At 41.1% G+C, this 25846-nt stretch carries 25 protein-coding genes; 16 read left to right on the forward strand and 9 right to left on the reverse strand.

All coding sequences use genetic code 11. From position 1 onward, the window contains the following. Nucleotides 1–149: 149 nt before the first annotated feature. Nucleotides 150–2003, reverse strand: a complete 1854-nt coding sequence (rpsA, locus tag POV26_RS11855; RefSeq protein WP_272856687.1) for a 30S ribosomal protein S1 — start codon at nt 2001–2003, stop codon at nt 150–152. Nucleotides 2004–2294: 291 nt separating this feature from the next. On the opposite strand from rpsA, the gene POV26_RS11860 reads away from it, so the two are divergent. Beyond that, complete coding sequence (locus POV26_RS11860) at nt 2295–2981, forward strand: DUF4377 domain-containing protein (RefSeq protein ID WP_272856688.1); 687 nt, start codon at nt 2295–2297, stop codon at nt 2979–2981. 306 nt (nt 2982–3287) lie between these two features. On the opposite strand, the gene POV26_RS11865 is transcribed toward POV26_RS11860, so the two are convergent. Both POV26_RS11865 and POV26_RS11870 read right to left on the reverse strand, forming a co-directional pair. Next, entirely contained in the window at nt 3288–5963 is a 2676-nt protein-coding gene (locus POV26_RS11865) for a DNA gyrase/topoisomerase IV subunit A (protein WP_272856689.1), read from the reverse strand. A 172-nt stretch (nt 5964–6135) separates the two neighbouring features. Continuing rightward, nucleotides 6136–7986, reverse strand: coding sequence for a DNA topoisomerase IV subunit B (locus POV26_RS11870; RefSeq protein WP_272856690.1), 1851 nt, complete (start codon nt 7984–7986; stop codon nt 6136–6138). Between the two features lie 278 nt (nt 7987–8264). Here POV26_RS11870 and POV26_RS11875 point away from each other — a divergent pair, with 278 nt between their 5' ends. Beyond that, nucleotides 8265–9191: a J domain-containing protein gene (locus tag POV26_RS11875; RefSeq protein ID WP_272856691.1), complete on the forward strand. Its 927-nt coding sequence runs from the start codon at nt 8265–8267 to the stop codon at nt 9189–9191. Continuing rightward, nucleotides 9191–9481: a chaperone modulator CbpM gene (locus POV26_RS11880; RefSeq protein WP_272856692.1), complete on the forward strand. Its 291-nt coding sequence runs from the start codon at nt 9191–9193 to the stop codon at nt 9479–9481. The genes POV26_RS11875 and POV26_RS11880 overlap by 1 nt, the downstream gene beginning before the upstream one ends. 90 nt (nt 9482–9571) lie before the next feature. Here POV26_RS11880 and ychF read toward each other — a convergent pair whose 3' ends face one another. After that, nucleotides 9572–10666: a redox-regulated ATPase YchF gene (ychF, locus tag POV26_RS11885; protein ID WP_272856693.1), complete on the reverse strand. Its 1095-nt coding sequence runs from the start codon at nt 10664–10666 to the stop codon at nt 9572–9574. A gap of 167 nt (nt 10667–10833) precedes the next feature. On the opposite strand from ychF, the gene POV26_RS11890 reads away from it, so the two are divergent. Next, entirely contained in the window at nt 10834–11307 is a 474-nt protein-coding gene (locus POV26_RS11890) for a hypothetical protein (RefSeq protein ID WP_272856694.1), read from the forward strand. Nucleotides 11308–11371: 64 nt separating this feature from the next. On the opposite strand, the gene POV26_RS11895 is transcribed toward POV26_RS11890, so the two are convergent. Together POV26_RS11895 and POV26_RS11900 are read right to left on the reverse strand one after the other, a co-directional pair. After that, nucleotides 11372–12169 carry an alpha/beta hydrolase gene (locus POV26_RS11895; protein WP_272856695.1) on the reverse strand — a complete coding sequence of 266 codons (798 nt, stop codon included), beginning with the start codon at nt 12167–12169 and terminating at the stop codon, nt 11372–11374. Next, a complete protein-coding gene (locus POV26_RS11900; protein ID WP_272856696.1) occupies nt 12166–13026 on the reverse strand; it encodes an alpha/beta hydrolase in 861 nt (286 codons plus the stop codon). Before POV26_RS11900 ends, POV26_RS11895 begins: the two co-directional genes overlap by 4 nt. A 168-nt stretch (nt 13027–13194) precedes the next feature. On the opposite strand from POV26_RS11900, the gene POV26_RS11905 reads away from it, so the two are divergent. Next, nucleotides 13195–13722, forward strand: coding sequence for a hypothetical protein (locus POV26_RS11905; protein WP_272856697.1), 528 nt, complete (start codon nt 13195–13197; stop codon nt 13720–13722). 246 nt (nt 13723–13968) lie between these two features. Here the strand turns inward: POV26_RS11905 and POV26_RS11910 are convergent, their stop codons facing one another. After that, nucleotides 13969–14319: a 4Fe-4S dicluster domain-containing protein gene (locus POV26_RS11910; RefSeq protein ID WP_272856698.1), complete on the reverse strand. Its 351-nt coding sequence runs from the start codon at nt 14317–14319 to the stop codon at nt 13969–13971. Between the two features lie 62 nt (nt 14320–14381). Between POV26_RS11910 and POV26_RS11915 the strand changes: the two genes are divergently transcribed. The 8 genes from POV26_RS11915 to POV26_RS11950 all read left to right on the forward strand — a co-directional run bounded on the left by POV26_RS11915 (nt 14382) and on the right by POV26_RS11950 (nt 21844). After that, entirely contained in the window at nt 14382–15398 is a 1017-nt protein-coding gene (locus tag POV26_RS11915; protein ID WP_272856699.1) for an acyl-CoA reductase, read from the forward strand. A 213-nt stretch (nt 15399–15611) separates the two neighbouring features. Then, nucleotides 15612–16679, forward strand: coding sequence for a 3-phosphoserine/phosphohydroxythreonine transaminase (serC, locus tag POV26_RS11920; RefSeq protein WP_272856700.1), 1068 nt, complete (start codon nt 15612–15614; stop codon nt 16677–16679). 62 nt (nt 16680–16741) lie between these two features. Then, complete coding sequence (locus tag POV26_RS11925) at nt 16742–17695, forward strand: D-2-hydroxyacid dehydrogenase (RefSeq protein ID WP_272856701.1); 954 nt, start codon at nt 16742–16744, stop codon at nt 17693–17695. A 74-nt stretch (nt 17696–17769) separates the two neighbouring features. Further along, complete coding sequence (locus tag POV26_RS11930) at nt 17770–18411, forward strand: DUF937 domain-containing protein (protein WP_272856702.1); 642 nt, start codon at nt 17770–17772, stop codon at nt 18409–18411. 124 nt (nt 18412–18535) lie between these two features. After that, nucleotides 18536–18955, forward strand: a complete 420-nt coding sequence (locus POV26_RS11935; protein WP_272856703.1) for a DUF6146 family protein — start codon at nt 18536–18538, stop codon at nt 18953–18955. Then, nucleotides 18952–19254: a DUF6787 family protein gene (locus POV26_RS11940; RefSeq protein ID WP_272856704.1), complete on the forward strand. Its 303-nt coding sequence runs from the start codon at nt 18952–18954 to the stop codon at nt 19252–19254. The genes POV26_RS11935 and POV26_RS11940 overlap by 4 nt, the downstream gene beginning before the upstream one ends. Beyond that, nucleotides 19251–19580, forward strand: a complete 330-nt coding sequence (locus POV26_RS11945) for a hypothetical protein (RefSeq protein WP_272856705.1) — start codon at nt 19251–19253, stop codon at nt 19578–19580. The genes POV26_RS11940 and POV26_RS11945 overlap by 4 nt, the downstream gene beginning before the upstream one ends. A 50-nt stretch (nt 19581–19630) precedes the next feature. Continuing rightward, nucleotides 19631–21844, forward strand: coding sequence for a TonB-dependent receptor (locus tag POV26_RS11950; protein WP_272856706.1), 2214 nt, complete (start codon nt 19631–19633; stop codon nt 21842–21844). Between the two features lie 95 nt (nt 21845–21939). Here POV26_RS11950 and POV26_RS11955 read toward each other — a convergent pair whose 3' ends face one another. Both POV26_RS11955 and folE read right to left on the reverse strand, forming a co-directional pair. After that, a complete protein-coding gene (locus tag POV26_RS11955; protein ID WP_272856707.1) occupies nt 21940–22242 on the reverse strand; it encodes a hypothetical protein in 303 nt (100 codons plus the stop codon). A 46-nt stretch (nt 22243–22288) separates the two neighbouring features. Next, a complete protein-coding gene (gene folE / locus POV26_RS11960) occupies nt 22289–22888 on the reverse strand; it encodes a GTP cyclohydrolase I FolE (RefSeq protein WP_272856708.1) in 600 nt (199 codons plus the stop codon). A 120-nt stretch (nt 22889–23008) separates the two neighbouring features. Between folE and POV26_RS11965 the strand changes: the two genes are divergently transcribed. From POV26_RS11965 to POV26_RS11975, 3 genes are all read left to right on the forward strand, one after another. Further along, a complete protein-coding gene (locus POV26_RS11965) occupies nt 23009–23668 on the forward strand; it encodes an ABC transporter ATP-binding protein (protein WP_272856709.1) in 660 nt (219 codons plus the stop codon). A gap of 47 nt (nt 23669–23715) precedes the next feature. Continuing rightward, nucleotides 23716–24480 carry a TIGR02757 family protein gene (locus POV26_RS11970; RefSeq protein ID WP_272856710.1) on the forward strand — a complete coding sequence of 255 codons (765 nt, stop codon included), beginning with the start codon at nt 23716–23718 and terminating at the stop codon, nt 24478–24480. Between the two features lie 112 nt (nt 24481–24592). Next, a complete protein-coding gene (locus POV26_RS11975) occupies nt 24593–25807 on the forward strand; it encodes a GAF domain-containing sensor histidine kinase (protein ID WP_272856711.1) in 1215 nt (404 codons plus the stop codon). The last annotated feature ends 39 nt before the right edge of the window (nt 25808–25846 follow it).

The following is a 25846-nucleotide window of genomic DNA, read 5'->3' on the forward strand; positions in this document are numbered from 1 at the left end:
TGTTGGTTGTAGGATTGAAAATTGGTATTCATATCTTTGATTGTCAGTACTTAAAGATAAAAAATAACCAATTTTTAAGCAAGCTTTTTAATAGAAAAAGCCGCCCCAGGTTTTGAGACGGCTTCCTTCATTATTTATAAATGCAACGATTATTTTTTACCGTCCATTTTGTCTTTAAGCTCTTGCAATTTTGCATTGGCATCACCAAGGGTTGGTTTTGCTTCCTCAGATTCCTGAGCTTGCTTTTTTGCTGCGGCTTTTACAATCTTCGCTTCTTCCTCTTTGTGGATTACCATATGTGAAGCAACCACTTTCTTGAATTCCTTGTTGAACTCAATAATTTGGAATTCGGCCTCATCACCTTTCTTCAACATAGAACCATCTTCTTTTTCAAGGTGACGGCTGGGTACGAAAGCTACGATATCATCGTTGAATTTTACGGTGGCGCCTTTGTCAACTACCTCGTCAATAGTGGCAGTGTGCTTGGTTCCAACGGCAAATTCGTCTTCGTATTTATCCCAAGGATTCTCTTCAGTCTGTTTGTGACCTAAACTAAGTTTACGGCCTTCAACGTCCAATTCCAATACAACCACTTCTAGTTCATCACCAATGTTAGTGAATTCACTTGGGTGCTTGATTTTCTTGGTCCAAGAAAGATCGCTAATGTAGATAAGACCGTCAATACCTTCTTCAAGTTCAACAAAAACACCGAAATTGGTAAAGTTGCGAACAATACCTTTGTGGCGTGAACCAACTGGGTATTTTTTAGTAATATCGGTCCATGGATCTGGCGTCATTTGCTTGATACCAAGGCTCATTTTGCGCTCTTCCTTATCCATTGTAAGGATTACCGCTTCCACCTCGTCACCAACATTTACGAAATCCTGAGCGCTGCGCAAGTGCGTGCTCCAAGACATTTCGCTAACGTGGATAAGACCTTCAACACCTTCAGCAACCTCGATAAACGCACCGTAGTCTGCAATAACAACTACTTTACCTTTTACTTTGTCACCAACCTTCAACTCTTCTCCAAGCGCTTCCCATGGGTGAGGATTCAATTGCTTAAGACCTAATTGGATACGTGTTTTATCTTCATCAAAATCAAGAATTACAACGTTCAATTTCTGATCAAGTTCAACGATCTCGTTCGGGTGGTTGATACGTGACCAAGAAAGGTCTGTAATGTGAACAAGTCCATCAACACCACCAAGGTCAACAAATACTCCGTAAGAAGTGATATTTTTAACAACACCTTCAAGTACTTGACCTTTTTCAAGTTGGCCGATGATTTCTTTTTTCTGCTCTTCAATATCCGCTTCAATAAGCGCTTTGTGCGAAACAACAACGTTTTTGAATTCGTGATTGATCTTAACCACTTTGAACTCCATTGTTTTACCAACGTAAACGTCGTAGTCACGGATTGGTTTAACGTCAATTTGCGAACCTGGCAAGAAAGCCTCGATACCAAAAACATCTACGATCATACCACCTTTTGTGCGGCATTTTACGTATCCATTTACGATAGTACCTTCGTCGTGGGCGGCGTTTACACGGTCCCAAGCCTTAATGGTTCTAGCTTTACGGTGGCTAAGAATTAACTGACCTGTGCTGTCCTCACGAACGTCGATCAATACTTCTACCTTGTCACCAACTTTTAAATCTGGATTGTAACGGAATTCGTTCAACGAAACAACGCCTTCACTCTTCGCGTTAATGTCGATGATTGCGTCACGGTCTGTGATGTAAACCACTTTTCCTTCCACAACCTCGTCGTCAAGGGTGTCAACGAAATTCTCTGCTACCAGTTTTTCGAATTCCTCAAGCTTACCATCGTCGATTGGGTCAATTCCCTCTTCGTAGTTGTGCCAGTTGAATTCCTTTAGAAATTTTTCAGGATTGCTTTCCTTTAGGGAAACTTCCCTTTGAGGTTTTGTAGTTTCCTCGGTTTGTGCCACGGCAGTATCTTCTACCTGCATTTCTTCTTTGTTTGCTTTATCAGCCATTTGTTTGTAAAATTGATTTTTGGGATTTCCGCCTTCGCGAAAATGAAAAAACCAATGCTTTGTATTCTGCGCTGTTACAAGATTTTACTGCGACTATCCCACAGAAGGGTTTGTTTTGTTTTGTTTCAATTCCTCTTATTCTTGACTCGTCGCTAAGAGGGGCGCAAAAATACTATTTCTCTTTTGATTTTCAAAACTTTAAATAAATTGTTCTTTAAAGTTTTCATAAATTTATTTTGACTGATACTCATCTATTTAACTTTGTTTATTCAAATTGAAACAAAACTACTTATGAAATTTCTACTTACCATCTTTCTTTCAGCCCTAGCATTGAGCACTTGCGAAAATAAATCTTCAGAAAAAAATGCGGAAACAATCCTGTATGTAAACAGTTCCAAAGTGGAATGTACGGGCGTTGGCAAAATGCAATGTCTGCAAATACAGGAATCTGAAACCTTAAAACTAAACGATTGGAAAAATTTCTACGGAAACATTGAAGGTTTTGAATATGAGCCCGGCTATATTTATAAACTCTCCGTGAAAAAGGAAATGCTGGACCCAGCTACCGTGCCTACCGATGCTTCAACTTTGAAATATTCCTTGGTAAAAGTGATAGAAAAAAACTTAGATGAAAAAATGCGCCTCCACGATATTTGGGCGCTAAAGGCAATGAATGGCGAGGCTATTGACAGTGATAATTTCCAAAAACAACCAGTTTTGGAAATTCATTTAAACGAAATGAAAATCTTCGGAAACGACGGCTGCAACACTATGTTTGGCGCAATTCAGGAATTGGACGATCAAAACATAAACTTCGGAGCGATGGGCGGCACCAAAATGGCCTGCCCAAATATGGCCCTTTCCTCAGAATATACTGCCGCACTAGGAAAAACCAAAACCTATAAACTTGAGGGTTTACAATTATATTTTTATGATGCTGACGGAAATGAATTATTGAAATTTCAAAAAGTAGATTAAATTTTTAGAATTTAAATATTTCTTATAAAATGATAAAATAAAGTATAATCCATCGTGGCGAATTCATTTTCCATATATCCACATATCTAAAGTACAAATATTCAATATCTTATAAAAGCAGTAAGAATTATTCCTAATCCTATAATAATTGCTCCAATTCCAGCGGTTTGCAATTTGAAGGATAAACCACCTTCCTTTTTACGCTTTCTTAAGCTGTTATAATAATTGATTAAACTAAAGCCAATTATAATTAGTAATATTCCAATAACTAATTTAACAACTATCATTATCAATAATAATTAATATTTAAAATAATAGCCCCTGCCCGCCTTCATCGGTTTTGGAACCATTTGGATCTTCTTCCGTCAGCTTATCGGAATCATCATTTGAAGCCATGTCCTCCTCATCCACAACATCAATTTCCTCGGGCTCTATAGTTGCTGGCGGCTCGTAAGGCAAAGGTTCCATCGTGTTGATTTCCAAAACTTTTTCCTTTGTAAGCTGGTTGCCCATTGCGCCGATTCCTTTTATTGAAATGAATTCCTCCAGATTTAATTCCATATTTTCCTCGCGCTCCTGTCCTCTTTTTTTTGCAAAGACCACTTCGGCCATCGGACGGTAATCGGTAAATATTTTTTCTAAATACGAGTTTGGATGATCGGTAATAATGGTTTCTTCCTTATCAGGGTTTTCTATCAAGAAACGCTTCACATAAAATAATTCTTTTTCGCCTTCCCAATAAATGGCGCTTAACGGTTTTTTTGGATCCCATTTTTCAAGAATTATCATATCGTCATCAAATCGAAGCTGAAGATCGGGAACCACTGTTTTTACAACACCGCTTTGTTTCACGATCAGTAACCTATCCTCTTTTCTGAACTCGCCCAAAAGTTCCCCGCGTTCGTCAACATTCAATCGCTGCACCGAATCGTCAAACCATATTTTACGCGGCTTTAGCGTTGAAAGGCCTTTCTCTTTCAACTCAATTTTTTTGATAGAATATTTGGTAACAATATTTCCTTTGGAATTTCTTCCCTTCACCAGCTGATCTGCAAAATCGAGGTCGAATTTCAGCTTTTTAATACTTCCGCTTTGGCGCAGATAAATGGTTACAACTTCCGCTTCTCCGTTCGGATTGGCCGTAAAATAAAGCACTTTGGAACCTTTGGTTCCGTTGGTCATATCGTATTCCTTGTCGCGGGTGATGGAAGTTACGGCAAAGCGCTTCACATAATTTGCGCCGCGGGCACCATCGCGGTAAATCATATTGTAAATAGTGCGCTTGTCCTTCTTTTTGAAAACCGCCACGTGGATTATATTTTTTCCCACAAAAGTTTTGGCGTCCACTTTTGTTACCATCATAGTTCCGTCCTCGGTGAAAACGATAATGTCGTCAATATCGCTGCAATCGGTGACGTATTCATCGCGCTTTAAGCTGGTGCCCACAAAACCTTCCTCGCGGTTTACGTAGAGTTTTGTGTTTCTGATTACCACCTTTGTAGCCTCAATATCATCAAAAGTCCTAATTTCGGTTTTGCGCTCTTTTCCTGCGCCGTAATCCTTTTTCAGCCTTTTGAAATAATCTATGGCATACTCAATCAAATGTGCTAAGTGATGCTTTATTTGAGCTATGCTATCTTCCAATGCCTCAATCTTTTGCTGCGCCTTGTCAATATCGAATTTTGAAATACGTTTGATTCGAATTTCAGTCAAACGCACAATATCCTCTTCGGTTACGGCGCGCTTTAAATGCTGAATATGTGGCTGCAGCCCTTTGTCAATTGCGGCAATTACACCTTCCCAAGTTTCCTCTTCCTCTATATCGCGATAAATTCTGTTTTCAATAAAAATTCTTTCAAGCGAAGCAAAATGCCACTGCTCCTCCAATTCATCCAATTGTATTTCGAGTTCGCTTTTCAGCAGTTCCACCGTGCGGTCGGTACTTACGCGAAGCATTTCCGAAACCCCAACGAACAACGGTTTGTTATCCTCAATTACACAACCCAATGGCGAAATAGATGTTTCGCAAGCAGTGAAGGCATACAGGGCATCAATGGTTTTATCGGGCGAAATGCCGCTGGGCAAATGGATCTGGATTTCCACTTCGGCAGCAGTGTTATCCTCTATCTTTTTAATTTTTATCTTCCCTTTATCATTCGCTTTCAGAATAGTGTCAATCAGCGATGACGTATTGGTGCCAAAGGGAATTTCAGTAATTACAAGCGTATTTTTGTCAAGTTGGTTTATGCGCGCCCGGCTACGGATTTTTCCGCCGCGCATCCCATCGTTGTAATCGGCCACATCCATCAATCCGCCCGTTGGGAAATCTGGATAGATCGTAAACTTTTTGCCCTGCAAATGCTTGATGGAAGCATCAATAAGTTCAATAAAATTATGCGGAAGGATTTTGGTGGAAAGTCCCACTGCGATTCCCTCTCCGCCTTGGTTCAAAAGCAACGGGAATTTAACCGGAAGGTTGATTGGCTCTTTTCTACGGCCATCATACGAGGCTTGCCAGCGGGTAACTTTTGGATTGTAAACCACGTCCAAGGCAAACTTTGAAAGCCGTGCCTCAATATATCGTGAAGCGGCGGCGCTATCGCCCGTTAAAATATTTCCCCAGTTTCCTTGGGTGTCGATGAGCAAATCTTTTTGCCCAATCTGCACCATCGCATCGGCAATACTCGCGTCCCCGTGCGGGTGGTACTGCATGGTATGCCCAACGATGTTAGCAACTTTGTTGTAGCGCCCATCGTCCAAATCTTTCATGGACTGCATAATGCGACGCTGTACAGGCTTAAAACCGTCCTCAATAGCAGGCACGGCACGTTCCAGGATTACGTAGCTGGCGTAATCCAAAAACCAGTCGCGGTACATACCGGTAACCTTTTTTATGGTGTCGCCGGAGGTATCGTCGTTTAAGCCCAAATAGTCGGGGCCTGTGTTTTGTTGTTCTTCGTTATTGTTGAGTTCGTCACTCATATTAATTTCCCGCGAAAGCGGGAATCTTTTTGGTTATTCCTTATTTTTTATTCTTTGCGTCCTCTGCGTCTTCGCGGTAATCTTTCACCGCAGAGACGCAGAGGCCTCAGAGGTTTTTTGTAATGCACGCGATAAATCGCGAGCCTACTGCCAACTGTGACTGAACACTTTTTTATTCCTCCACCCTATCAAGTTCCACCTTCAAATTATCAATAATAAACTCCTGCCTGTCCGGCGTGTTTTTTCCCATATAAAAGGAAAGCAGTTCCTCAATACTCATCGATTTATCAAGCATCACGGGATCCAAGCGAATGTCGTTGCCAATAAAATGCACAAACTCATCCGGCGAAATTTCACCCAAACCTTTAAAGCGGGTTATTTCAGGTTTTGGTTTTAGCTTTTCTATTGCGGCTACCCTTTCCTCTTCGGAATAGCAATAAATGGTTTCCTTTTTGTTCCGAACGCGGAATAGCGGCGTTTGCAAAATATACAAATGACCTTCCTTTATCAATTCAGGGAAAAACTGAAGGAAAAACGTAATGAGCAACAATCGAATATGCATTCCGTCCACATCGGCATCTGTGGCGATTACGATGTTGTTGTACCGCAGATCCTCCATTGAATCCTCAATGTTCAACGCGGCTTGCAACAGGTTGAATTCCTCATTTTCGTAAACGATTTTTTTGGTCATTCCGTAGGTGTTCAACGGTTTCCCACGAAGTGAAAAAACGGCCTGCGTATTTACATCGCGGCTTTTGGTGATGCTTCCGCTCGCGGAATCTCCCTCGGTGATAAACAAAGTAGATTCCAGATTTCGTTCGTTTTTAACATCGCCTAAATGCACCCGGCAATCGCGCAGTTTTTTATTGTGAAGACTGGCTTTTTTCGCGCGGTCCTTCGCCAGTTTTCGGATGCCGCTCAACTCTTTTCGCTCGCGTTCGGCCTGTACTATTTTGCGTTGAATGGCATCCGCCGTCTCGGGATTTTTATGCAGGTAATTGTCGAGCTGGGTTTTTACGAAATCGTTTATAAACGTTCGCACCGTTGGCAGATCGCCGCCCATATCGGTTGAGCCGAGCTTGGTTTTTGTCTGGCTTTCAAAAACCGGCTCCATTACTTTGATGCTGATTGCCGAAACGATGGACTTCCGCACATCGCTGGCATCGTAGTTTTTGTTGTAAAATTCGCGCACCGTCTTTACCAAAGCTTCGCGGAAGGCCGCCAAATGCGTTCCACCCTGGGTTGTGTTCTGTCCGTTTACAAAACTGTGGTATTCCTCGCTGTACTGGGTCTTGCTGTGGGTAAGTGCTATTTCAATATCATCTCCGCGCAGGTGGATTATAGGGTACGCGCTGTCTTCTTCGGAAATGGTCTCCATCAAAAGATCTTTCAATCCATTTTCCGAATAAAACTTTTCGCCGTTAAAATCTATGGTCAGTCCCGGGTTGAGATAGACGTAGTTTTTTAGCATTTTTTGAACGTATTCCGTACGGTACTTGAAGTTTTTGAAAATGCTTTCGTCGGGAATAAAAACCACTTTGGTTCCTTTTCGCTTGGTGGTTTCCTCAACAGCAACATCATTGGTCAGTTCGCCCAAGGAAAATTCAGCCGCCTTCATTTGGTTATCGCGAACGGATTCCACCTTAAAAAACGCCGAAAGCGCATTCACGGCTTTGGTACCAACGCCATTCAAACCAACGGATTTCTTAAAGGCACGGCTGTCGTACTTTCCTCCCGTATTCATTTTTGAAACCACATCGACCACTTTCCCCAATGGAATGCCACGACCATAATCGCGCACTTTTACTTCTTTGTCTTTTATTCGAACCTCGATGGTTTTCCCAGCGCCCATTACAAATTCATCGATACAGTTATCGATTACCTCTTTCAAAAGAATATAGATGCCGTCATCGGGCGAAGAACCGTCACCGAGCTTCCCGATATACATCCCCGGGCGCATGCGGATATGTTCCTTCCAGTCGAGCGAGCGTATGTTGTCTTCGGTATATTGTGTTTCGGCCATAAGATTTGGTGTAGGGTTGCTAATATAAATATACGGGAGCACTTGTGAAACCAATACCTCGGAAAGTAATTAACAATAAAGCGAGGGGTTTTGTTAGTAAAATCCCCCCCATCCCTCAAAAGGGGGAAAATCCCCTCCCAACCTCCCCAGAGGGAAGGAGTTTCGCACGAGTTCCCCCTTCGAACGATAGGAATTGCTAAACTTTTGTGAAGAATGAGTATTGTCATTGACTTGTTGGATTACTTTTTATAATTTCATCTCACAAATAAAACACCTTAATGGAATTTATAGATTACTACAAAACTCTCGGGCTGGACAAGAATGCCTCACAGGCCGATATAAAAAAGGCATACAGAAAACTTGCCCGCAAGCTCCATCCCGATTTAAACCCCAATGACAAGGACGCCCAAAAAAAGTTCCAACAACTGAACGAAGCCAATGAAGTACTGAGCGACCCTGAAAAGCGCAAGAAATACGACCAGTACGGCAAGGATTGGCAACACGCCGATGCCTTTGAGGAAGCGCGAAAACAACAACAGCAACGTGGCGGCGGCGGTTTTGGAGGCTTTGGCGGTGGTAGGACCTATACAAGCACCGAAGGTTTTGACGAAAGCCAGTTTTCAGACTTTTTTGAATCGATGTTTGGCGGCGGAGGCTTTGGCCGTGCCGGTGGCAGCCGTAGGCAGACCGCACAGTTTAAAGGGCAGGATTTTAACGCAACGCTGCGGTTGAATTTGACCGATGTGCTAAAAAGCCAAAAACAGACGATCAATCTTGGAGAGAAAAAAATCAGGCTGACCATTCCCGCAGGCGTAGAGGATGGCCAGACCATCAAAATAAAGGGCTACGGCGGCGAAGGGATGAACGGCGGGCCAAAGGGGGATCTCTTTATCACTTTTGAAATTTTCAACAATACACGGTTCAAAAGATTGGAGAGCGACCTGTATTCCAACCAAGAAATTTCACTTTACACTGCCCTTTTGGGCGGCGAGATAACCGTAGAAACCTTAACGGGAAAAGTGAAGTTGAACGTGAAGCCCGAAACCCAAAACGATACCAAGGTAAAACTGAAAGGCAAAGGGCTGCCTAAATACAAAAAGGAAGGCCAGCACGGCGATCTGTATATTACTTATAAAATTATTCTCCCGAAAAACCTTTCGGAAAAAGAAAAGGAACTGTTTACTGAACTTTCAAAACTTAGATAATGGCACGTGAAAAATATATATTGGTAAGTCACTATTGCGCACAGACACATATTGAAGATTCCTTCGTAAAGCAGCTTCACGAATACGGGTTGATTTCTTTTGAAGAAAAGCAAAACGACGTTTTTATTGATGAAAAGGATATTTCGGAAATTGAACGTATGTTTCGCCTACATCACGAATTAGGAATCAACTTTGAAGGGTTGGACGTCATAAAACAAATGCTGAAACGCATGCAAAAGATGGAAAGGGAAATGGATCTGCTTCAAAAGCGATTGCGTTTGTATGAGTAATATTTTAGAAGGAAAATCCCTCCTTAAATCTTCCAAAGCGAAAAGCCGAACCTATACTCCTTCCCATTGCGGAGGTTGGAAAGGGTTTATTTACACATTAAAACGGAAGTGCATCACATCGCCATCTTTCACGATGTATTCCTTCCCTTCCACGCCCATCTTTCCGGCTTCCTTTACCTTGGCTTCACTTCCGTAGGTTACGTAGTCGTCATATTTAATGACTTCGGCGCGAATGAAACCTTTCTCAAAATCTGTATGGATTACGCCCGCTGCCTGTGGCGCAGTGGCTCCAACGGGAATGGTCCACGCACGTACTTCCTTTACGCCAGCCGTAAAATAGGTTTGGAGATTCAATAATTTGTAGGCGCTTCGGATCAATTTTGCGGAACCTGCTTCGTCCAAACCTAAATCCTCCAAAAACATTTGGCGCTCCTCAAAGGTTTCAAGCTCGGTAATATCGGCCTCGGTACCAACGGCGAGGACCAAAACCTCGGCGTTTTCATCCTTTACGGCTTCCTTTACTTTTTCAACATAGGCATTTCCAGTAGCGGCGGAAGCTTCATCAACGTTACAAACGTACATTACAGGCTTGTCCGTGATAAACTGTGCGTTCACAATAAATTCTTCCCTTTCACTTTCGGTTAAATCAATGGCGCGAACCGAAATTCCGGCTTCCAGTCCAGCTTTTACTTTCAGTAAAGCAGCTTCTTCCTTTTGGGCCTCTTTATTTCCGGTACGGGCGGCACGCTTTACTTTTTCGAGCTTTTTGTCAACCGTTTCCAGATCTTTCAATTGAAGTTCAATATCAATGGTCTCCTTATCGCGGATTGGGTTTATGCTGCCGTCCACGTGAACAATGTTATCATTATCAAAGCAACGCAACACGTGCAGGATTGCATCGGTTTCACGGATGTTGCTCAAAAACTGATTGCCTAAGCCTTCCCCTTTGCTTGCACCTTTTACCAAGCCGGCAATATCAACTATTTCAACGGTTGCCGGAAGCACGCGTTCCGGCTTAACCAATTCTTCCAGTTTCAACAAGCGCTTGTCGGGAACATTTACCACGCCCAAATTTGGCTCGATGGTACAAAATGGGAAGTTCGCACTTTGTGCCTTTGCATTGGACAAACAATTAAATAGAGTGGATTTTCCTACATTTGGCAATCCTACGATACCTGCTTTCATTAAATTTATTTTTTCAGGGTGCAAATATACATCTTCAAAACAGACTTTCAACACTTGGCTATAATTGCTTTTCAGAAAAAGATTGGGTTTTATTTCACTAAAGATTTACAAGAGTTTAACGATAATAGCATTATGTTTACCCTTCAAACCATAAATAACCAATAATTATGAAAAAATTAATGATGAGTCTCGCCATTGCCACTTTAAGCATTGCAGGCGTCCAAGCACAGGTAAATAAGTCGGTAAAAGAAGAATCTACCACCAAACGCGTGGTTACAAAGGATGGCCGTGATGTTAAGGTAAAGGAAACAAAAAACATCGATACTGAATCTGGAGCCCTTATTATAGAGGACAATAATAAAATTGATAGAAATTTCAGTGAAGTTACTAAACAGGACAGCGACAAAAAGATCTTGGTGGATGAAGTAACCACAGACGCACAAAATGAGGCAAAGATTGCTGAAAAAAAGATGCAGCAACAAGCACAGCTTGAAGCTTCCAAGAAAGAACAGGCCGAAATAGCAGCCAAAAGGAAAATGGAATACGAAGCAAAACAAGCAAAAATGCAGCAAGAACTTGCCGAAAGAAGAGCCCAATTAGAAGCAAGGCCAAAAGGAATGGCTAAACTTAAGAAGGACTAAGCCCTTTTTTTGAATATTTAAAGAAAATCCATCGCTGGCTTACCTTCGATGGATTTTTTTATTCTTAAAGTATCGAATCCAACCTTTTTTTACAGATTTCATAATCGAGCAGGTTGTGATGGGTCCCCCCTACTATGGTAATGAAGGTTAGCTTCCCTTTCGTATGGATTTTTGAAAGTTTCTCGCTGTTTTCATAGTTTACCACAAAATCATCGGTGCCGTGAAAAATTGTAATTGGGCACGACACTTCCTTTAAATAGTGATAGGTGGGAAAATGGAACTTCAAAAACCACTTTACCGGATAGATGGGAAAACGCTCGGCGGCCACTTCATCTAAACTATAAAATGGGGCTTCGAGAATTAATTGTTTTGGATGGTTTTTAGCTGCTACATAAGTTGCAAACGCGGTGCCCAAAGACCTTCCATAAACCACAATTGTGCCCTCCGGATAAGTTTTCAGCAGCTCCTTGTAAAATAATTGGGCATCGTTGTACAGCGCTTTTTCACTGAGTTCTCCCGTGCTTTTTCCGTAGGTTCTGTAATCCATTACCATAACATCATAGCCCATTTCAACAAAATTTTGAACTACAATTCCCCATCGGGATAGGTCGCCAGCATTTCCGTGGAAATAAAGCAAAACACCTTTGGGGTTTTTAACCTTAAAAAGGAGTGCATTCAGTTTTGCACCATCTGCAGTTTTTAAATTGATTTCCTCAAAATTTCCCGGAAATGTATAGGAATAATCCTGTGGAAGTGAATCTGGCATAAATATCATTTTTTCCTGCAGGAAATAGAGCCCAATGAATATGATAATATACAAAGAGGCAATGGCAATTAAAAATTTCTTTAATCTGGGTTTCATTGTTTTGAGGAGTGTTTTACGCCAATGCTGGTAGTGGAAAGATCGATATTCTTTTCTTTGGATTTGATGATTTCGGTTAAAATCCTGTGATAGGATTCAAAGTTGTTCAAATTTTTATGGCCGCCCGCAATTATGGGGTGCAACCGCGTACGTTTCGGGTTTATTTGTGATAGTTTTACACTACTGCTGAATGGAATTAGCTTGTCCTTTGTGCCATGGATAATGTGTATCGGGCACTTTACATATTTCAGCCATTTGTAGGTGGGCATGGGGTATTTCAAAATAATGGAAAGCGGCATAAACGGCATATAACGGCCCGTAACTTTGGTCAAACTATAGTAAGGCGCATCGAGAATCAACATTTTTGGATTGTTCATAGAAGCGAGCTTTGTAGCGAAGCCGGAACCCAGGGAGCGCCCATAGATGATGATGTATTTTTCACTCACCTTCTCCCGGATTTTGTTGTAAATAAACTGCAGATCGTGCTTTATGGCTTTTTGTGAGCGTTTGCCCGTGCTTTTCCCAAAGCCCCGGTAATCTACCATAATTACGTCGTAATTGTTCCGGGTAAAGTCCACGGCAAACTTCCCCCAGCCCTTAATACTTTTTGAATTTCCCTTTAAATAGAGCACAACGCCCAACGGTTTTTCAACACTAAAATGAAGTCCGTTAATAATGGCGCCATCGCGCGTTTCAATGTTGTATTCTGAAACTGTTTGGTTTTCGTAATAAAAATTGAAGTCCTTTGGAAGTTTTTCAGGCTTGAACAAAAAATAATCCTGAAGATAATACAGCAAGATACTAATGGCCGTGTAAGCCACAAGTACAATAATTAAAATATGTAACCAAACTGGCATAAAAAGTATTTCAACTAAAGTACAAAAAATTGGTTTGCCCAAGAGTGCTTTTTAAAATCGCAAAAACATAGCCGCTGATCGAAGTTTATGAAATGATTATCAACGTTTTATGTTTTTTTAACATCTATACTTCTTAGTTTTGGGTCATAACAAATAAATACAACCATTATGAAAAAAGTATTGATGATTTTTGCACTGGCGGCCTTTACAACTGCTTTTGCACAAGATAATAAAAGTGAAAAAACGGAAACTGTTGTTACCAAGGTAAAGGTTAAGGACAACAAAGGAGTTCATACCGACGTAAAAGAGGTAACCCGAACCGAGACCCAACCCATCAAGCTGGATCCCAAAGATGCCGGAAAAACAGATCAGGATTACGAGCTGGGGCCTACAAGGGTACAAACCGACGTAAATTATAGCTCTGCAGATCACAGCTATATGTTTGAGAATGAAAAAAACGGCTATAAAATCTATGATACCAAAGCGGGACAGAAAAACGATTTCGCAATTTTGCGTCCCACCTCCAAAAACGGATATTACATAATGTCGCAAGCGGGAAATAACTCTTTTGGTTATTTTAACGAGGATGGAAATTTTGTAGTTGAAAGTTATAACCCAAAAACAGATGCTGTTGAAAAAACCATCTATAAACTGGAGATGAAAAGTAAAACGTCCATCAAACAGAATAAAATGTAATTCTATTACCTATCCCCACAATGGAAACCGCCCTTCAAACTTAGGTTTGGGAGGCGGTTTTTAATTGACGATCAAATTGACATTAGCCGTCTTATCGTAGGAACCTATAAAATATTTTTCCAATTCAATGGCCAAATCTGTAAAAAATTAAAAACTCTATCCTTCATCATTCAAAACAGCAACCGCAATTATGAACAAAAAAGCAACCCGAAAAAGGTTGCTTTTTTTATGTAGCTAAATATTTTATCATTCTTTGTGCATAAAAGCTTGTTTGGCTAAAAGCTCCTCCTCAGACTCCACGTGGTCCTCATCGGGCACGCAGCAGTCCACCGGGCATACGGCGGCACATTGCGGCTCATCGTGAAAGCCTTTGCACTCGGTACACTTATCGGGTACTATAAAATATATTTCGTCACTTATAGGCTCTTGCGCCTCATTGGCATCCACTTCTTTCCCGTTTGGCAAAACTACTTTTCCGTCAAGGTCGGTGCCATCGGCATAGCGCCAATCGTCGGCACCTTCATAGATGGCGGTGTTGGGGCATTCCGGCTCGCACGCGCCACAGTTTATACATTCGTCCGTTATTATAATTGCCATAGCTTCTACTTTTTCTAACTTTGCGCAAATTTAACCCCTATTCGGGTAACTCCAAAATAAGTATGCAATTAAAACAAAGAATTAACGCTTTTACGGCTTTAGGGAAATTTCTGAGGGAAATCGAAATCGAAGCTAAAGCTGAAAAGATTTTGAGAAAAGCCGAAGCGGAGAACGGGTGGTTCACTCAGGAAAATATAAATTTCGCTTTAAAAAGCTGGGGCGAAGCCCTTTCCGAAAAAAATCTAAAACAATGGCTCTCAAAATATAAAATTGAAGATCCCATCCCGAAAACCGTTGCAATCATAATGGCGGGAAACATACCGTTGGTCGGTTTTCACGATTTCCTTTCGGTTTTAATTACCGGAAACAAAGTACTGGCAAAGCTTTCCTCAAACGACAAAACCCTTCTTCCTTTTCTTGCAGATTATTTAATTTCCGTGGAACCTGAATTCGAAAATTATATCGAATTTACAGAAGGAAGATTGGAAAGCTTCGATGTCGTAATCGCCACGGGCAGCAACAACACCGCACGCTATTTTGAGTATTACTTTGGAAAATATCCAAACATCATCCGTAAAAACCGAAACTCGGTAGCGGTTTTAACAGGAAATGAAAGCGAAGAAGAATTGAAAAGTCTTGCCGATGATATTTTTAGGTATTTCGGCCTTGGCTGCCGCAACGTTTCAAAAATATTTATTCCCGAGAATTACGATTTCGAGCCATTTTTCAAAGGAATGTTTTCTTGGAAAGAAATTATCCACAACCACAAATACATCAATAATTACGATTATAACAAAGCGGTTTATTTAATGGACAGCTTCCCACTGCTTGATAATGAATTTATGTTACTCAAAGAAGACACTGGCTTCTCCTCGCCTATTTCGGTAGTTTTTTATGAAAAATACACTTCAAAATACGCAGTAAAAAAGAGACTTGAAGCGGAAGCTGAAAACATACAGTGTTTGGTTACAAAAGCAGGGTTGCCCAATGAAATCCCTTTCGGAAAATCACAAAATCCCGAATTATGGGATTATGCCGATGGGGTGGATACGGTTGATTTCCTGTTGAAACTTCATTGATAAAATATTGATAATTCCAACATATTTCGTGGCATAATTCACATCTTTGCACTATGTTTTTTATAAAATTCTTTATCGTTGGAATTTGTAATCCTTAGGTTTTATGAGAATTTATATTTTAAACAGTTATTGGTTACTAAGTTATTTAGGGTTTGGAGTTTATAACTCAATAATCAACAACTTAATAACCCTAACACCTAACATATATTCCAGATGAAAAAACACAATTTCAGTGCAGGCCCCTGCATTTTGCCGCAATCCGTATTGCAAAAAGCTGCCGAGGCAGTTTTAAATTTCAACAATTCAAACCTCTCCTTGATCGAAATCTCCCACCGGAGCAAGGATTTTGTGGAGGTAATGGACAATGCCCGAAACCTGGCCCTAAAGCATTTGGGCCTTCAAAATAAAGGCTATCAGGCGCTGTTTCTGCAAGGCGGTGCAAGTCTTCAATTTTTGATGGCCGCTTACAATTTATTGGAAAAAAAAGCAGCTTATTTAAATACGGGAACTTGGAGCGACAAAGCAATAAAGGAAGCCAAATTATTGGGCGAAGTTGTGGAAGTTGCAACTTCCAAAAGTGATAATTTCAACTTTATCCCGAAAAATTACGCCATTCCAAAAGATGCTGATTATTTCCACTGCACCAGTAACAATACCATCTTTGGCACCCAAATGCAAAGTTTTCCCCAAGCGGAAATTCCGATGGTCTGCGATATGAGCAGCGATATTTTTTCGCGCCAGCTCGACTTTTCAAAGTTCAGTTTAATTTATGCGGGAGCCCAGAAAAATATGGGGCCAGCGGGAACAACTTTGGTTGTGGTAAAGGAGGATATTCTCGGAAAGGTTTCGCGCGCCATTCCTTCCATGCTGAACTATAAAGTTCATATTGATAAGGAAAGCATGTTCAACACCCCAGCGGTTTTCCCTGTGTATGTTTCTATGTTGACATTGCAATGGTTAAAGGATTTGGGCGGTATTTCTGCAATCGAAAAAACAAACAACCAAAAGGCCGAACTTCTTTATAACGAAATAGACCGAAACCCATTGTTCGAAGGCTTCGTAGCAAAAAAAGAAGACCGTTCAACAATGAACGCCACGTTCAATCTAAAAAATGACGAATTAAAAGCAACCTTCGACGATCACCTTAAACAAGCCGGAATAAATGGTTTAAACGGCCACCGAAGCGTTGGCGGTTACCGTGCCTCCATGTACAACGCCCTGCCGTTGGAAAGCGTGCAGGTATTGGTAGATGTAATGCAAGCGGTGGAAAAAGGCGCATAAAACTCCCTACCCCGCCGTGGCGGGAATAACTCAATAACATAATAACCCAGTAACTTATTTTCATGAAAATATTAGCAAACGATGGAATTTCACAAAGCGGAATAGATCTATTAAAAGAGGCAGGTTTTGAAGTACTGACGGTGCATGTGGCGCAGGAACAGCTTCAAAATTACATCAACGAGCACAAAATCGAGGTGCTTTTGGTGCGAAGTGCCACAAAGGTCCGCAAAGATATCATTGACAATTGTTCCTCGCTTAAAATCATTGGCCGTGGCGGTGTAGGAATGGACAATATTGATGTGGACTACGCCCTTGAAAATGGAATTAACGTCATAAATACCCCGGCGGCATCTTCAGAATCGGTAGCCGAGCTTGTTTTTGCGCATTTGTTCGGAGGCGTTCGGTTTCTGCACGATTCCAACCGGAATATGCCCTTGGAAGGCGACACCAAATTCAAGGAATTAAAGAAAAGTTATGGTGCCGGCCGTGAGCTACGTGGAAAAACATTGGGGATTATCGGTTTCGGAAGAATCGGTCGCCAAGTTGCAAAAATTGCCCTGGGCTGCGGTATGAAAGTAATCGCCAGCGATCACCAAGTGGGTGAAGCGGATATTACGCTCACTTTTTATGACGGACAGAAAATAACCCTGAAAATTAAGACCGCACCTATAGATAAATTAATAAAACACAGTGATTTTATTAGTCTGCACGTACCTTCCCAATCGGGATATTTAATAGGCAAGGAAGAAATTTCAAAAATGAAGGACGGCGTGGGTATTGTTAATGCTGCCCGAGGTGGCATACTGGACGAAAACGCACTGTTGGAAGGTATTGAAGATGGAAAAATTTCGTTTGCAGCACTCGATGTTTTTGAAAACGAGCCTACGCCTTCAATAAAAGTGCTTATGCACGATAAAATATCGCTTACGCCGCACATAGGTGCTGCAACGGATGAGGCACAGGATAGGATTGGAACAGAGCTGGCAAACCAGATCATTTCAATTTTGTGCAAGTAGTATATTTCTACTTTTTTTTCTCTCACTTATTGCTGATTTTGATTAACTTACGTACTTAATTTAAACATAAAAAAATGTCAGGAATTTTAGATTTATTGAACAGTGACCTCGGAAAACAGATTATTGGAGGCATCAGCCAGGAAACCAATCAACCCGCAGACAAAACCGCTTCGGTCGTAACAATGGCCATGCCCATACTTCTGGGCGCCATGAAACGCAATGCAAGTAATGAAGGTGGAGCGGCCAATTTAATGAATGCTTTGAACAGCAAGCACGACGGTAGTATTCTGGATAATTTAGGTGGTTTTTTTGGCGGTGGCGTAAATGAGGACGTAAAACAGGATGGCCTGGGTATCTTGGGACACGTTTTGGGAGGTTCCCAAAACAATGCAGTACACGCTCTTTCCCAAAAATCTGGGTTGGACACAAATTCCGTTATGCAGATCCTACAAGTAGCAGCACCTATTTTGCTGGGATATTTGGGAAAACAAAAACAACAGAAAAATGTAAACTCAGAATCCGGAATTGGCGATTTGCTGGGCGGCCTTATGGGAGGTGGCGACCACCAACCAAAACAACAATCCATGATCGAATCTTTGCTTGACGGCAACAATGACGGCAGCGTTATAGACGATATTGCAGGAATGGTCCTCGGTGGCGGCAATACCAAAAAAGGTGGTCTCGGAGGAATTCTGGGAGGTTTCTTTGGAAAGTAAAAAACACGATTCCATTTAAAAAAATGCCGTCCATTTTATCAAAAAGACGGTATTTTTTTTTTAAATGAAAGTTAAATGCCCTCTGCTTTGTACCGCATTGCTTAACTTTGCAAAAATAACTTATATGAAAAATATTTTCCTCATAGCTGCTTTTTGTATTGCCCTGTACAGCTGCGGAACTGGCAATAAAACAATGAGTAACACTTCTGCAGACACTACTGAAAAAGACACCATTCGCATTGCAAACGATAGCCTCGAATACGAAATAATGATAATAGAGCCCGGTTTTGAATCTTGGCTCGCCTCCCAACCTCCGCGCGGTTTTTATGGCCAATCGTATTTGGAAAACAAGAACCGGTTGTTCGTTTCGGAATACAACAATCGCGTGATGCAACCGCAACGGTATTCCCATAATTTATACTCAGAGCGCATAAACTATGACCCAACCGTGGATTATGGCTACGAAGTAAATTATCTGCTATACAATTACTTTGTATATTTTCAGGATAAGTACAATCAAAAATTCATAGGCGGAAGAAATTGAAAAAGCTCAAACAACGTTGGAACATTAAAACCAACGGACAACTTTTTATTATATTTCTTGTTTTTGCCATTACGGGAAGTTCCGCTGCAAAGCTGGCAGCTCCCGTGACAGATTTATTCGAAATAAAAAAAGAAATGGGCTGGTACATTTATTGGCCCTTCAGAATTTTGATCATATTTCCAATTTATCAGGTGCTTTTGGTCTTTTTCGGGTGGGTGTTTGGAGAGTTTGCATTTTTTTGGAACTTTGTAAAGAAAATGCTTCGTGGGATGGGCCTGGGCGCGCTATTTAACAAATGAACGTTTTAAAAAAGGAAATACAACGCATTTTTACCGTAACGATTTTCTCGTTTGCGCTGTTGCTTCCCACTGCCGTAAAATTTGCGCATACCCTTGAAGGCCACGAGCACCAGGCCTGCACAGATCTTTCTGTCCATATTCACAAAAAACAACTAAATTGCTCCATTTGTGATTTTCACTTTTCAATCTTTGATTTTAAACCCCAGGAACTTCCTGAATTTGCAGTACTGAATAGTTTTCAAAAAACGGAAACCATTTATTTGTTGCCAAAATTCAATAAAAATAACTCCCATTATTTTCTAAGGGGGCCTCCGCTATTTTCTTGATTTTTTAGCACTCCATAAATTTTACAACCCTTTTTTAAAATCAAGAAAGCATGAAAAACCTTCTTTGCTTGCTTGTGGTGTGTTTTATTTACACTGCGGCGAGCTCCCAAAATTCCTTGACGGGAACCATTACCTCAAAAAACAAAAACGAAGCTGTTATGGCAACGGTCTATATTCCGCAGTTGGAAAAAGGCACAGTTACCGATTTTGATGGAAATTACACGTTGAATACTATTCCCAATGGAAATTATAACGTAATTTTTTCATCGTTGGGATATGCTTCCGTTTCAAAAAAAATAAACTTTTCAAACAATCAAACCGTTACCGAAAATCTTCAAATGGAAGAAAGCGCGGTTGAAATGGAAGAAGTGATCGTTTCCACCCCCTTCCATAAATTGCAGAGCAATAACGTGATGAAAGTGGAACGCGTTTCCACAGCCGATTTAAACTCCTCCGGAGCCGTAACACTTGCCGACGGAATAAAAAACATTGCGGGCGTTGACCTAATTACTACCGGAACTGGAATTGGCAAACCGGTCATTCGAGGGCTGAGCTCCAATCGTGTTTTGACTTATGCCCAAGGCGTCCGACTGGAAAACCAGCAATTTGGGGATGAACACGGGCTGGGAATCAATGAATCTGGAGTGGAGAGTGTAGAAGTCATTAAAGGCCCCGCTTCCCTCCTATACGGTAGCGACGCGCTGGGCGGCGTACTGTATTTGAATCCTGAAAAGTTTGCCATTTCTGGGGAAACACATAGCGATTTGAGCAGCACTTATTTTTCAAATACGTTGGGAACTTCCACCAATTTTGGAGTGAAAACTTCCGGTGAAAAGCTGAAGTTTTTGGCGCGTGGCTCCTATTCTTCCTTTAGCGATTATAAAGCCGGAACAGCCTACCGAATAACAAATTCCCGCTTCAATGAAAAGGATTTAAAGGCAGGCGTACAATATTTGGACACAAAATTCAAGTCAACGCTTCGGTATAATTACAACCGCTCAAACATTGGCATCGCGGAGGAAATTGGCGAACAAACCCATTCAAAAGATTTGGAAATTCCTTTTCAGGAAATTGACAACCATATTTTGAGTTTTGAGAATACGCTGTTTTTCAACAAATCGAGTTTGGATGTGAAAGCCGGCTATTTGTTTAACGACCGTCGCGAATTTGAAGATGATCCTTCCCTTGCCGCACTTCGGCTAAAATTGAGCACTTTTAATTATGATGTAAAATACAATCTGCCGGAATTGGGGAAACTCGAAACCATAGTTGGCTTGCAAGGAATGTTTCAAAACAACAAAAACGAAGGCGAAGAAATCCTTATTCCCAATGCAAATACTACAGATATTGGGCTTTTGGCAACCTCTCATTACCATTTGGAAAAAATAGATCTGCAGGCGGGCATCCGTTTCGATTCCCGAAAAATTGAAAGCGAGGCTGCCCGGAACCCTTTGGATGCGGACTTTATTCCAGCATTAAACAAAACGTTCACAAGCTTTACCGCGGCTTTGGGAGCGAAAATGGATTTATTTGAAAACGTTTCCGCCCGGGTGAATTTTGCAAGTGGTTTTAGAGCGCCCAATTTGGCCGAACTTACTTCAAATGGCGTGCACGAGGGTACCAACCGATATGAAAAGGGAAATGCCGAACTGACCAACGAACAAAATTTCCAAACAGATGTTTCCCTGGAATACAGAAACGAGCACGTGGAATTTTTCGCAAACGGATTTTACAACGCAGTTAACGATTATATTTTTATTTCCCCTACGGATGAGATGATAGAGGATACGCCCGTCTATGATTATCTTCAAAACAATGCGTCACTTTATGGTGGCGAATTTGGCTTTCACCTTCACCCGCATCCGTTGGATTGGCTGCATCTTGAAAGTAGTTTCGAAACCGTTGTCGGCAAGTTAAGTAATGATGACTATCTGCCATTGATACCTGCCAATTCACTTCGCAATACATTTCGTGTGGAACTGCAAGATGGCAAAACCCGGAAATTTAGCGCTGCTTTTGTAACGCTGGAAAACACCTTCAATCAAAAAAACGTAAGCACCTTTGAAACCAGAACGGGCGGCTATTCGCTGTTGAGCGCAGGAATTGAAAGCAGTTTTCAACTCCAAAAGGTGCTATTTAAACTAAGTATAAACGGAACTAACCTAACCGATAAGGAATATATCTCGCATTTATCCAGATTTAAACCCGATGGCATTTTGAATATAGGAAGGAGCATCAATGTGGGTTTAAAAGTAGCGTTGTAATTGTTTCTTTGCGTTTTTGCGACTTTGCGGGAAAAATTTACACGCAAAGTCGCCAAAATGCAAGGGCTGAACAAAAAGAATAATCAGAGCGGGAATTATTCGTTAGCCTTAACCTCAATGATCTGCGGTGCAGGCTGTTTTTTCCACACAAAGGTGTAAAGCCACATTAAAGTAAAAGTTGGGATAACATCTGTAAGTGGTAAAATTTCTTCCAGGAACACAAAAACGGAAGCAATTTTTCCTTCTGTCCCTTTGTACATGTCGTTCATTTTTTTTGCGGCGAAGGGCGCCCAAACTATATCCAATACGGGGCCGACAACTGGAATTGCCATTGTTGCCATTCCTATTAAATCAAAAAAGATTCCTTGGCGCAATAATTTATATTTTTCGTTTTTCATGAATGCGGTATTTTTTTATAAATGAACAAAAAACATTCCAAAAAAATTAGCCCAAATCGCTACTGATCAATTTCAAAAATTCACTACGTGTCTCAATGGCTTCAAACTGGCCACGGAAACCCGAAGTTGTGGTAACGCTGTTCTGCTTTTGCACGCCGCGCATCATCATACACATATGTGAAGCTTCAATAACCACGGCCACTCCCTTGGGTTTTAACGTATTGTTTATACATTCCAAAATATCGTGGGTAAGTCTTTCCTGAACTTGAAGCCGGCGCGCGAAAACATCGACTATTCGGGGGATTTTGCTCAATCCCACAATATAACCATCAGGAATATAGGCTATGTGGGCCTTTCCAAAGAATGGCAGGATATGGTGCTCACATAAAGAATAGAGTTCGATATCCTTAATAATCACCATGTCGTGATAAGCCTCGGCAAACATGGCACTTTTCAATATTTCGGTGGGATCTTGGCAGTTGCCAGATGTTAAAAACTGCATCGCTTTTGCGGCTCTTTCGGGAGTTTTGAGTATTCCTTCACGGGAAACATCCTCACCAATTGTGTTTAAAATAGTACTGTAATTGTCAATTAAACTGTCGGTTACAGGTTGATCATATTCTTCAAAATATCTATAGGATGACATTCTCTTTTGTTTAAAAATTTGAAAACAAAAATAAACACATAAGTCCGAATAAAAACAATATAACCCATCAGATTGCATTATAGCGCTATAAATAGTACTTTCACGGTTTAAATTTTCGCGATGATCGAGGCCCAAAATATCCACAAGTATTACGACAATCTCCACGTTTTAAAAGGGGTTGACCTTCATATAAAAAAAAGTGAAATTGTTTCCATAGTAGGTGCTTCGGGTGCCGGGAAAACTACATTGCTGCAAATTTTGGGAACCTTGGACGCTTTTGACAGTTCAAAAAGTAAGTTAGCGATAAACGGGGTAAACATTGGTTCCCTTTCGGGGAAAAAGTTGGCGAAATTCAGAAACGAAAACTTGGGCTTTATTTTTCAGTTCCATCAGTTGCTTCCCGAATTTACCGCGCTCGAAAATGTTTGTATTCCCGCATTTATAAAAAATACACCCAAAGCCGAAGCCGTCAAAAAAGCAAAGGAACTGCTCTCCTTTTTAGGTCTTTCGCACCGTGAGGACCACAAACCCAACGAACTTTCCGGTGGCGAACAACAACGCGTGGCAGTAGCGCGGGCTTTGATAAACAATCCAGCAATCATTCTCGCGGACGAGCCCAGCGGAAACCTGGATACTGAAAGCGCCGAAAACCTGCACAATCTGTTTTTTAAACTGCGGGACGAATTTGGGCAAACCTTCGTCATTGTTACACACAACGAGGAACTTGCGAATATGGCGGACCGAAAGCTGGTTATGCAGGATGGGGTTATTGTGAAATAAACTTCAAAAAACAAATGCCAAATGCCAAATGCCAAAAATTCACTCTTATGAAGAAAAGTGAATTAAAATCATTTCTCGACGAAAAGGTACATATTTACAACCACCCCAATTTTATTGAAACCGACCCCATTCAAATCCCGCATCTTTTCACTTTAAAGGAAGATATTGAAATCGCCGGTTTTCTTGTGGCCACAATTGCTTGGGGAAACCGAAAGAGCATCATCAAAAACGGGAACCGATTGATGGAAATAATGGGCAATTCGCCTTTTGATTTTGTGATGAATTTTTCAGAAAGGGATTCCGAATCGCTTTCTCCCTTTGTGCATCGAACCTTTAATAGCGAAGACTTGTTTTATTTTTTACAAGCCCTTCAAAATATTTATAAAAACCACGGGGGATTGGAAAAAGTATTTGCCAGGCATTCCGAAAAAGATTCCATGCAAACGGCAATCCATCACTTCAAAAAAACCTTTTTTCAACTTCCGCACCTTCCACGAACCCAAAAACATATTAGCGATCCCTTAAAAAATTCCGCGGCAAAAAGACTGAACATGTTTTTAAGGTGGATGGTCCGCAATGACCATGCGGGCGTTGATTTTGGAATTTGGAAAAGCATCTCCCCTTCCCAACTTTCGTGTCCTTTGGACGTCCACAGCGGAAACGTGGCCCGAAAACTCAAATTGCTCAACAGAAAACAAAACGATGGCAAGGCCTTGGCTGAGTTGGATAATTCCCTTCGAAAATTAGACCCGATAGATCCCATAAAATATGATTTTGCACTTTTCGGATTAGGGGTTTTTGAACGATTTTGATTCAAAGATTAACTCATTCCACATTATTTTTTTCGCTTTAACAACTCATTATAAATTGTTGTACATTTACGGTTAACTCTTAAACACCGACCTCTTTCGGATTTAAGATAAATTGAAAAAAGTCTTGATTGCACCACAATTTCCTGTTGATGAAGAGCAACGTCTGGCCGCAGTCCGTTCCTATAATTTATTGGATACGCTGCCTGAAAAGGATTTTGACAACATAACGGCACTCACGGCAAATATTTGTGATGTGCCTATTTCTTTGGTAACGCTGCTGGATGCGGACCGGAATTTTTTAAAATCATACTACGGTTTAAATTTTAATGAATCGCCGCGGGACACCTCCTTTTGTGGCCATGCCATTTTAGAGGAATCAAACATCTTTATTGTTGAAGATGCCAGAAAGGATCCGCGTTTTATGGACAATCCGCTGGTAAAGGATATGAACGCTGTTTTTTATGCGGGGGTGCGGTTAATTAATTCAGACGGCTATCCGTTGGGGACTCTTTGCGTTTTTGACACCAAGCCCAGAACACTTTCAAAATCGCAAAAAAGCGCGCTTATTTCAATGGCGTATCAAGTGGTGAATCTGTTTGAGGCCCGAAAACGCAATAGGACCTTATTGGCCGTACAGCAGGAGCTGAAAGAAAAAAATGAGGAGCTTAAAAATTTTGCGGGCATTGTTTCCCACGACATGAAAATGCCGCTGGCCAATATGATTATAACTTCGGATATGCTTCGCAGCAAGTACGGCCATCATTTGGACAAACAGGGAAAGGAATATTTAGATTACATAAAACAATCCTCGTTTACGCTAAGTGAATATATTACTGGGCTTTTGGAACATTATGAAAGTGACAAGACCGCTTCCTTAACCGATGAGGTTTTTGACAGTAACAGCCTTTTGGAAGAAATAATTGAACTGCTGAACATTAATATTGACTGTGAAATAAACCTGCCCGAAGAAAATATTGAAATGCAGGCCAACAGAGCCGCACTGGAGCAAATTATACTCAACCTTGTGGGCAACAGCCTAAAATACAATGACAAGGAAAAGATTAAAATAGACATTCATTGTACCGAAAAAAGCGGATTTTATCATTTTTCAATTTCTGACAATGGAATGGGGATTCCCAAAAACAAACGCTCCCATATATTTGACCTTTTTGTTACCACCGGCAAGCTTGACAGAAATGGAAAAAAAGGCAACGGCATCGGGCTATCTACCGTTAAAAAACTTGTCACGAAACTTGGCGGTGAAATAGAAGTTTCCTCAGAATTGGGAAAAGGAACCACGTTCCACTTTAGCATCAAAAAAAACTAACCGCCTTACTATCGTTATATCCTGTTAATTTATTTCTTG

Origin of the sequence: Aequorivita todarodis (assembly GCF_028561335.1) — a bacterium.
GTDB lineage: Bacteria > Bacteroidota > Bacteroidia > Flavobacteriales > Flavobacteriaceae > Aequorivita > Aequorivita todarodis.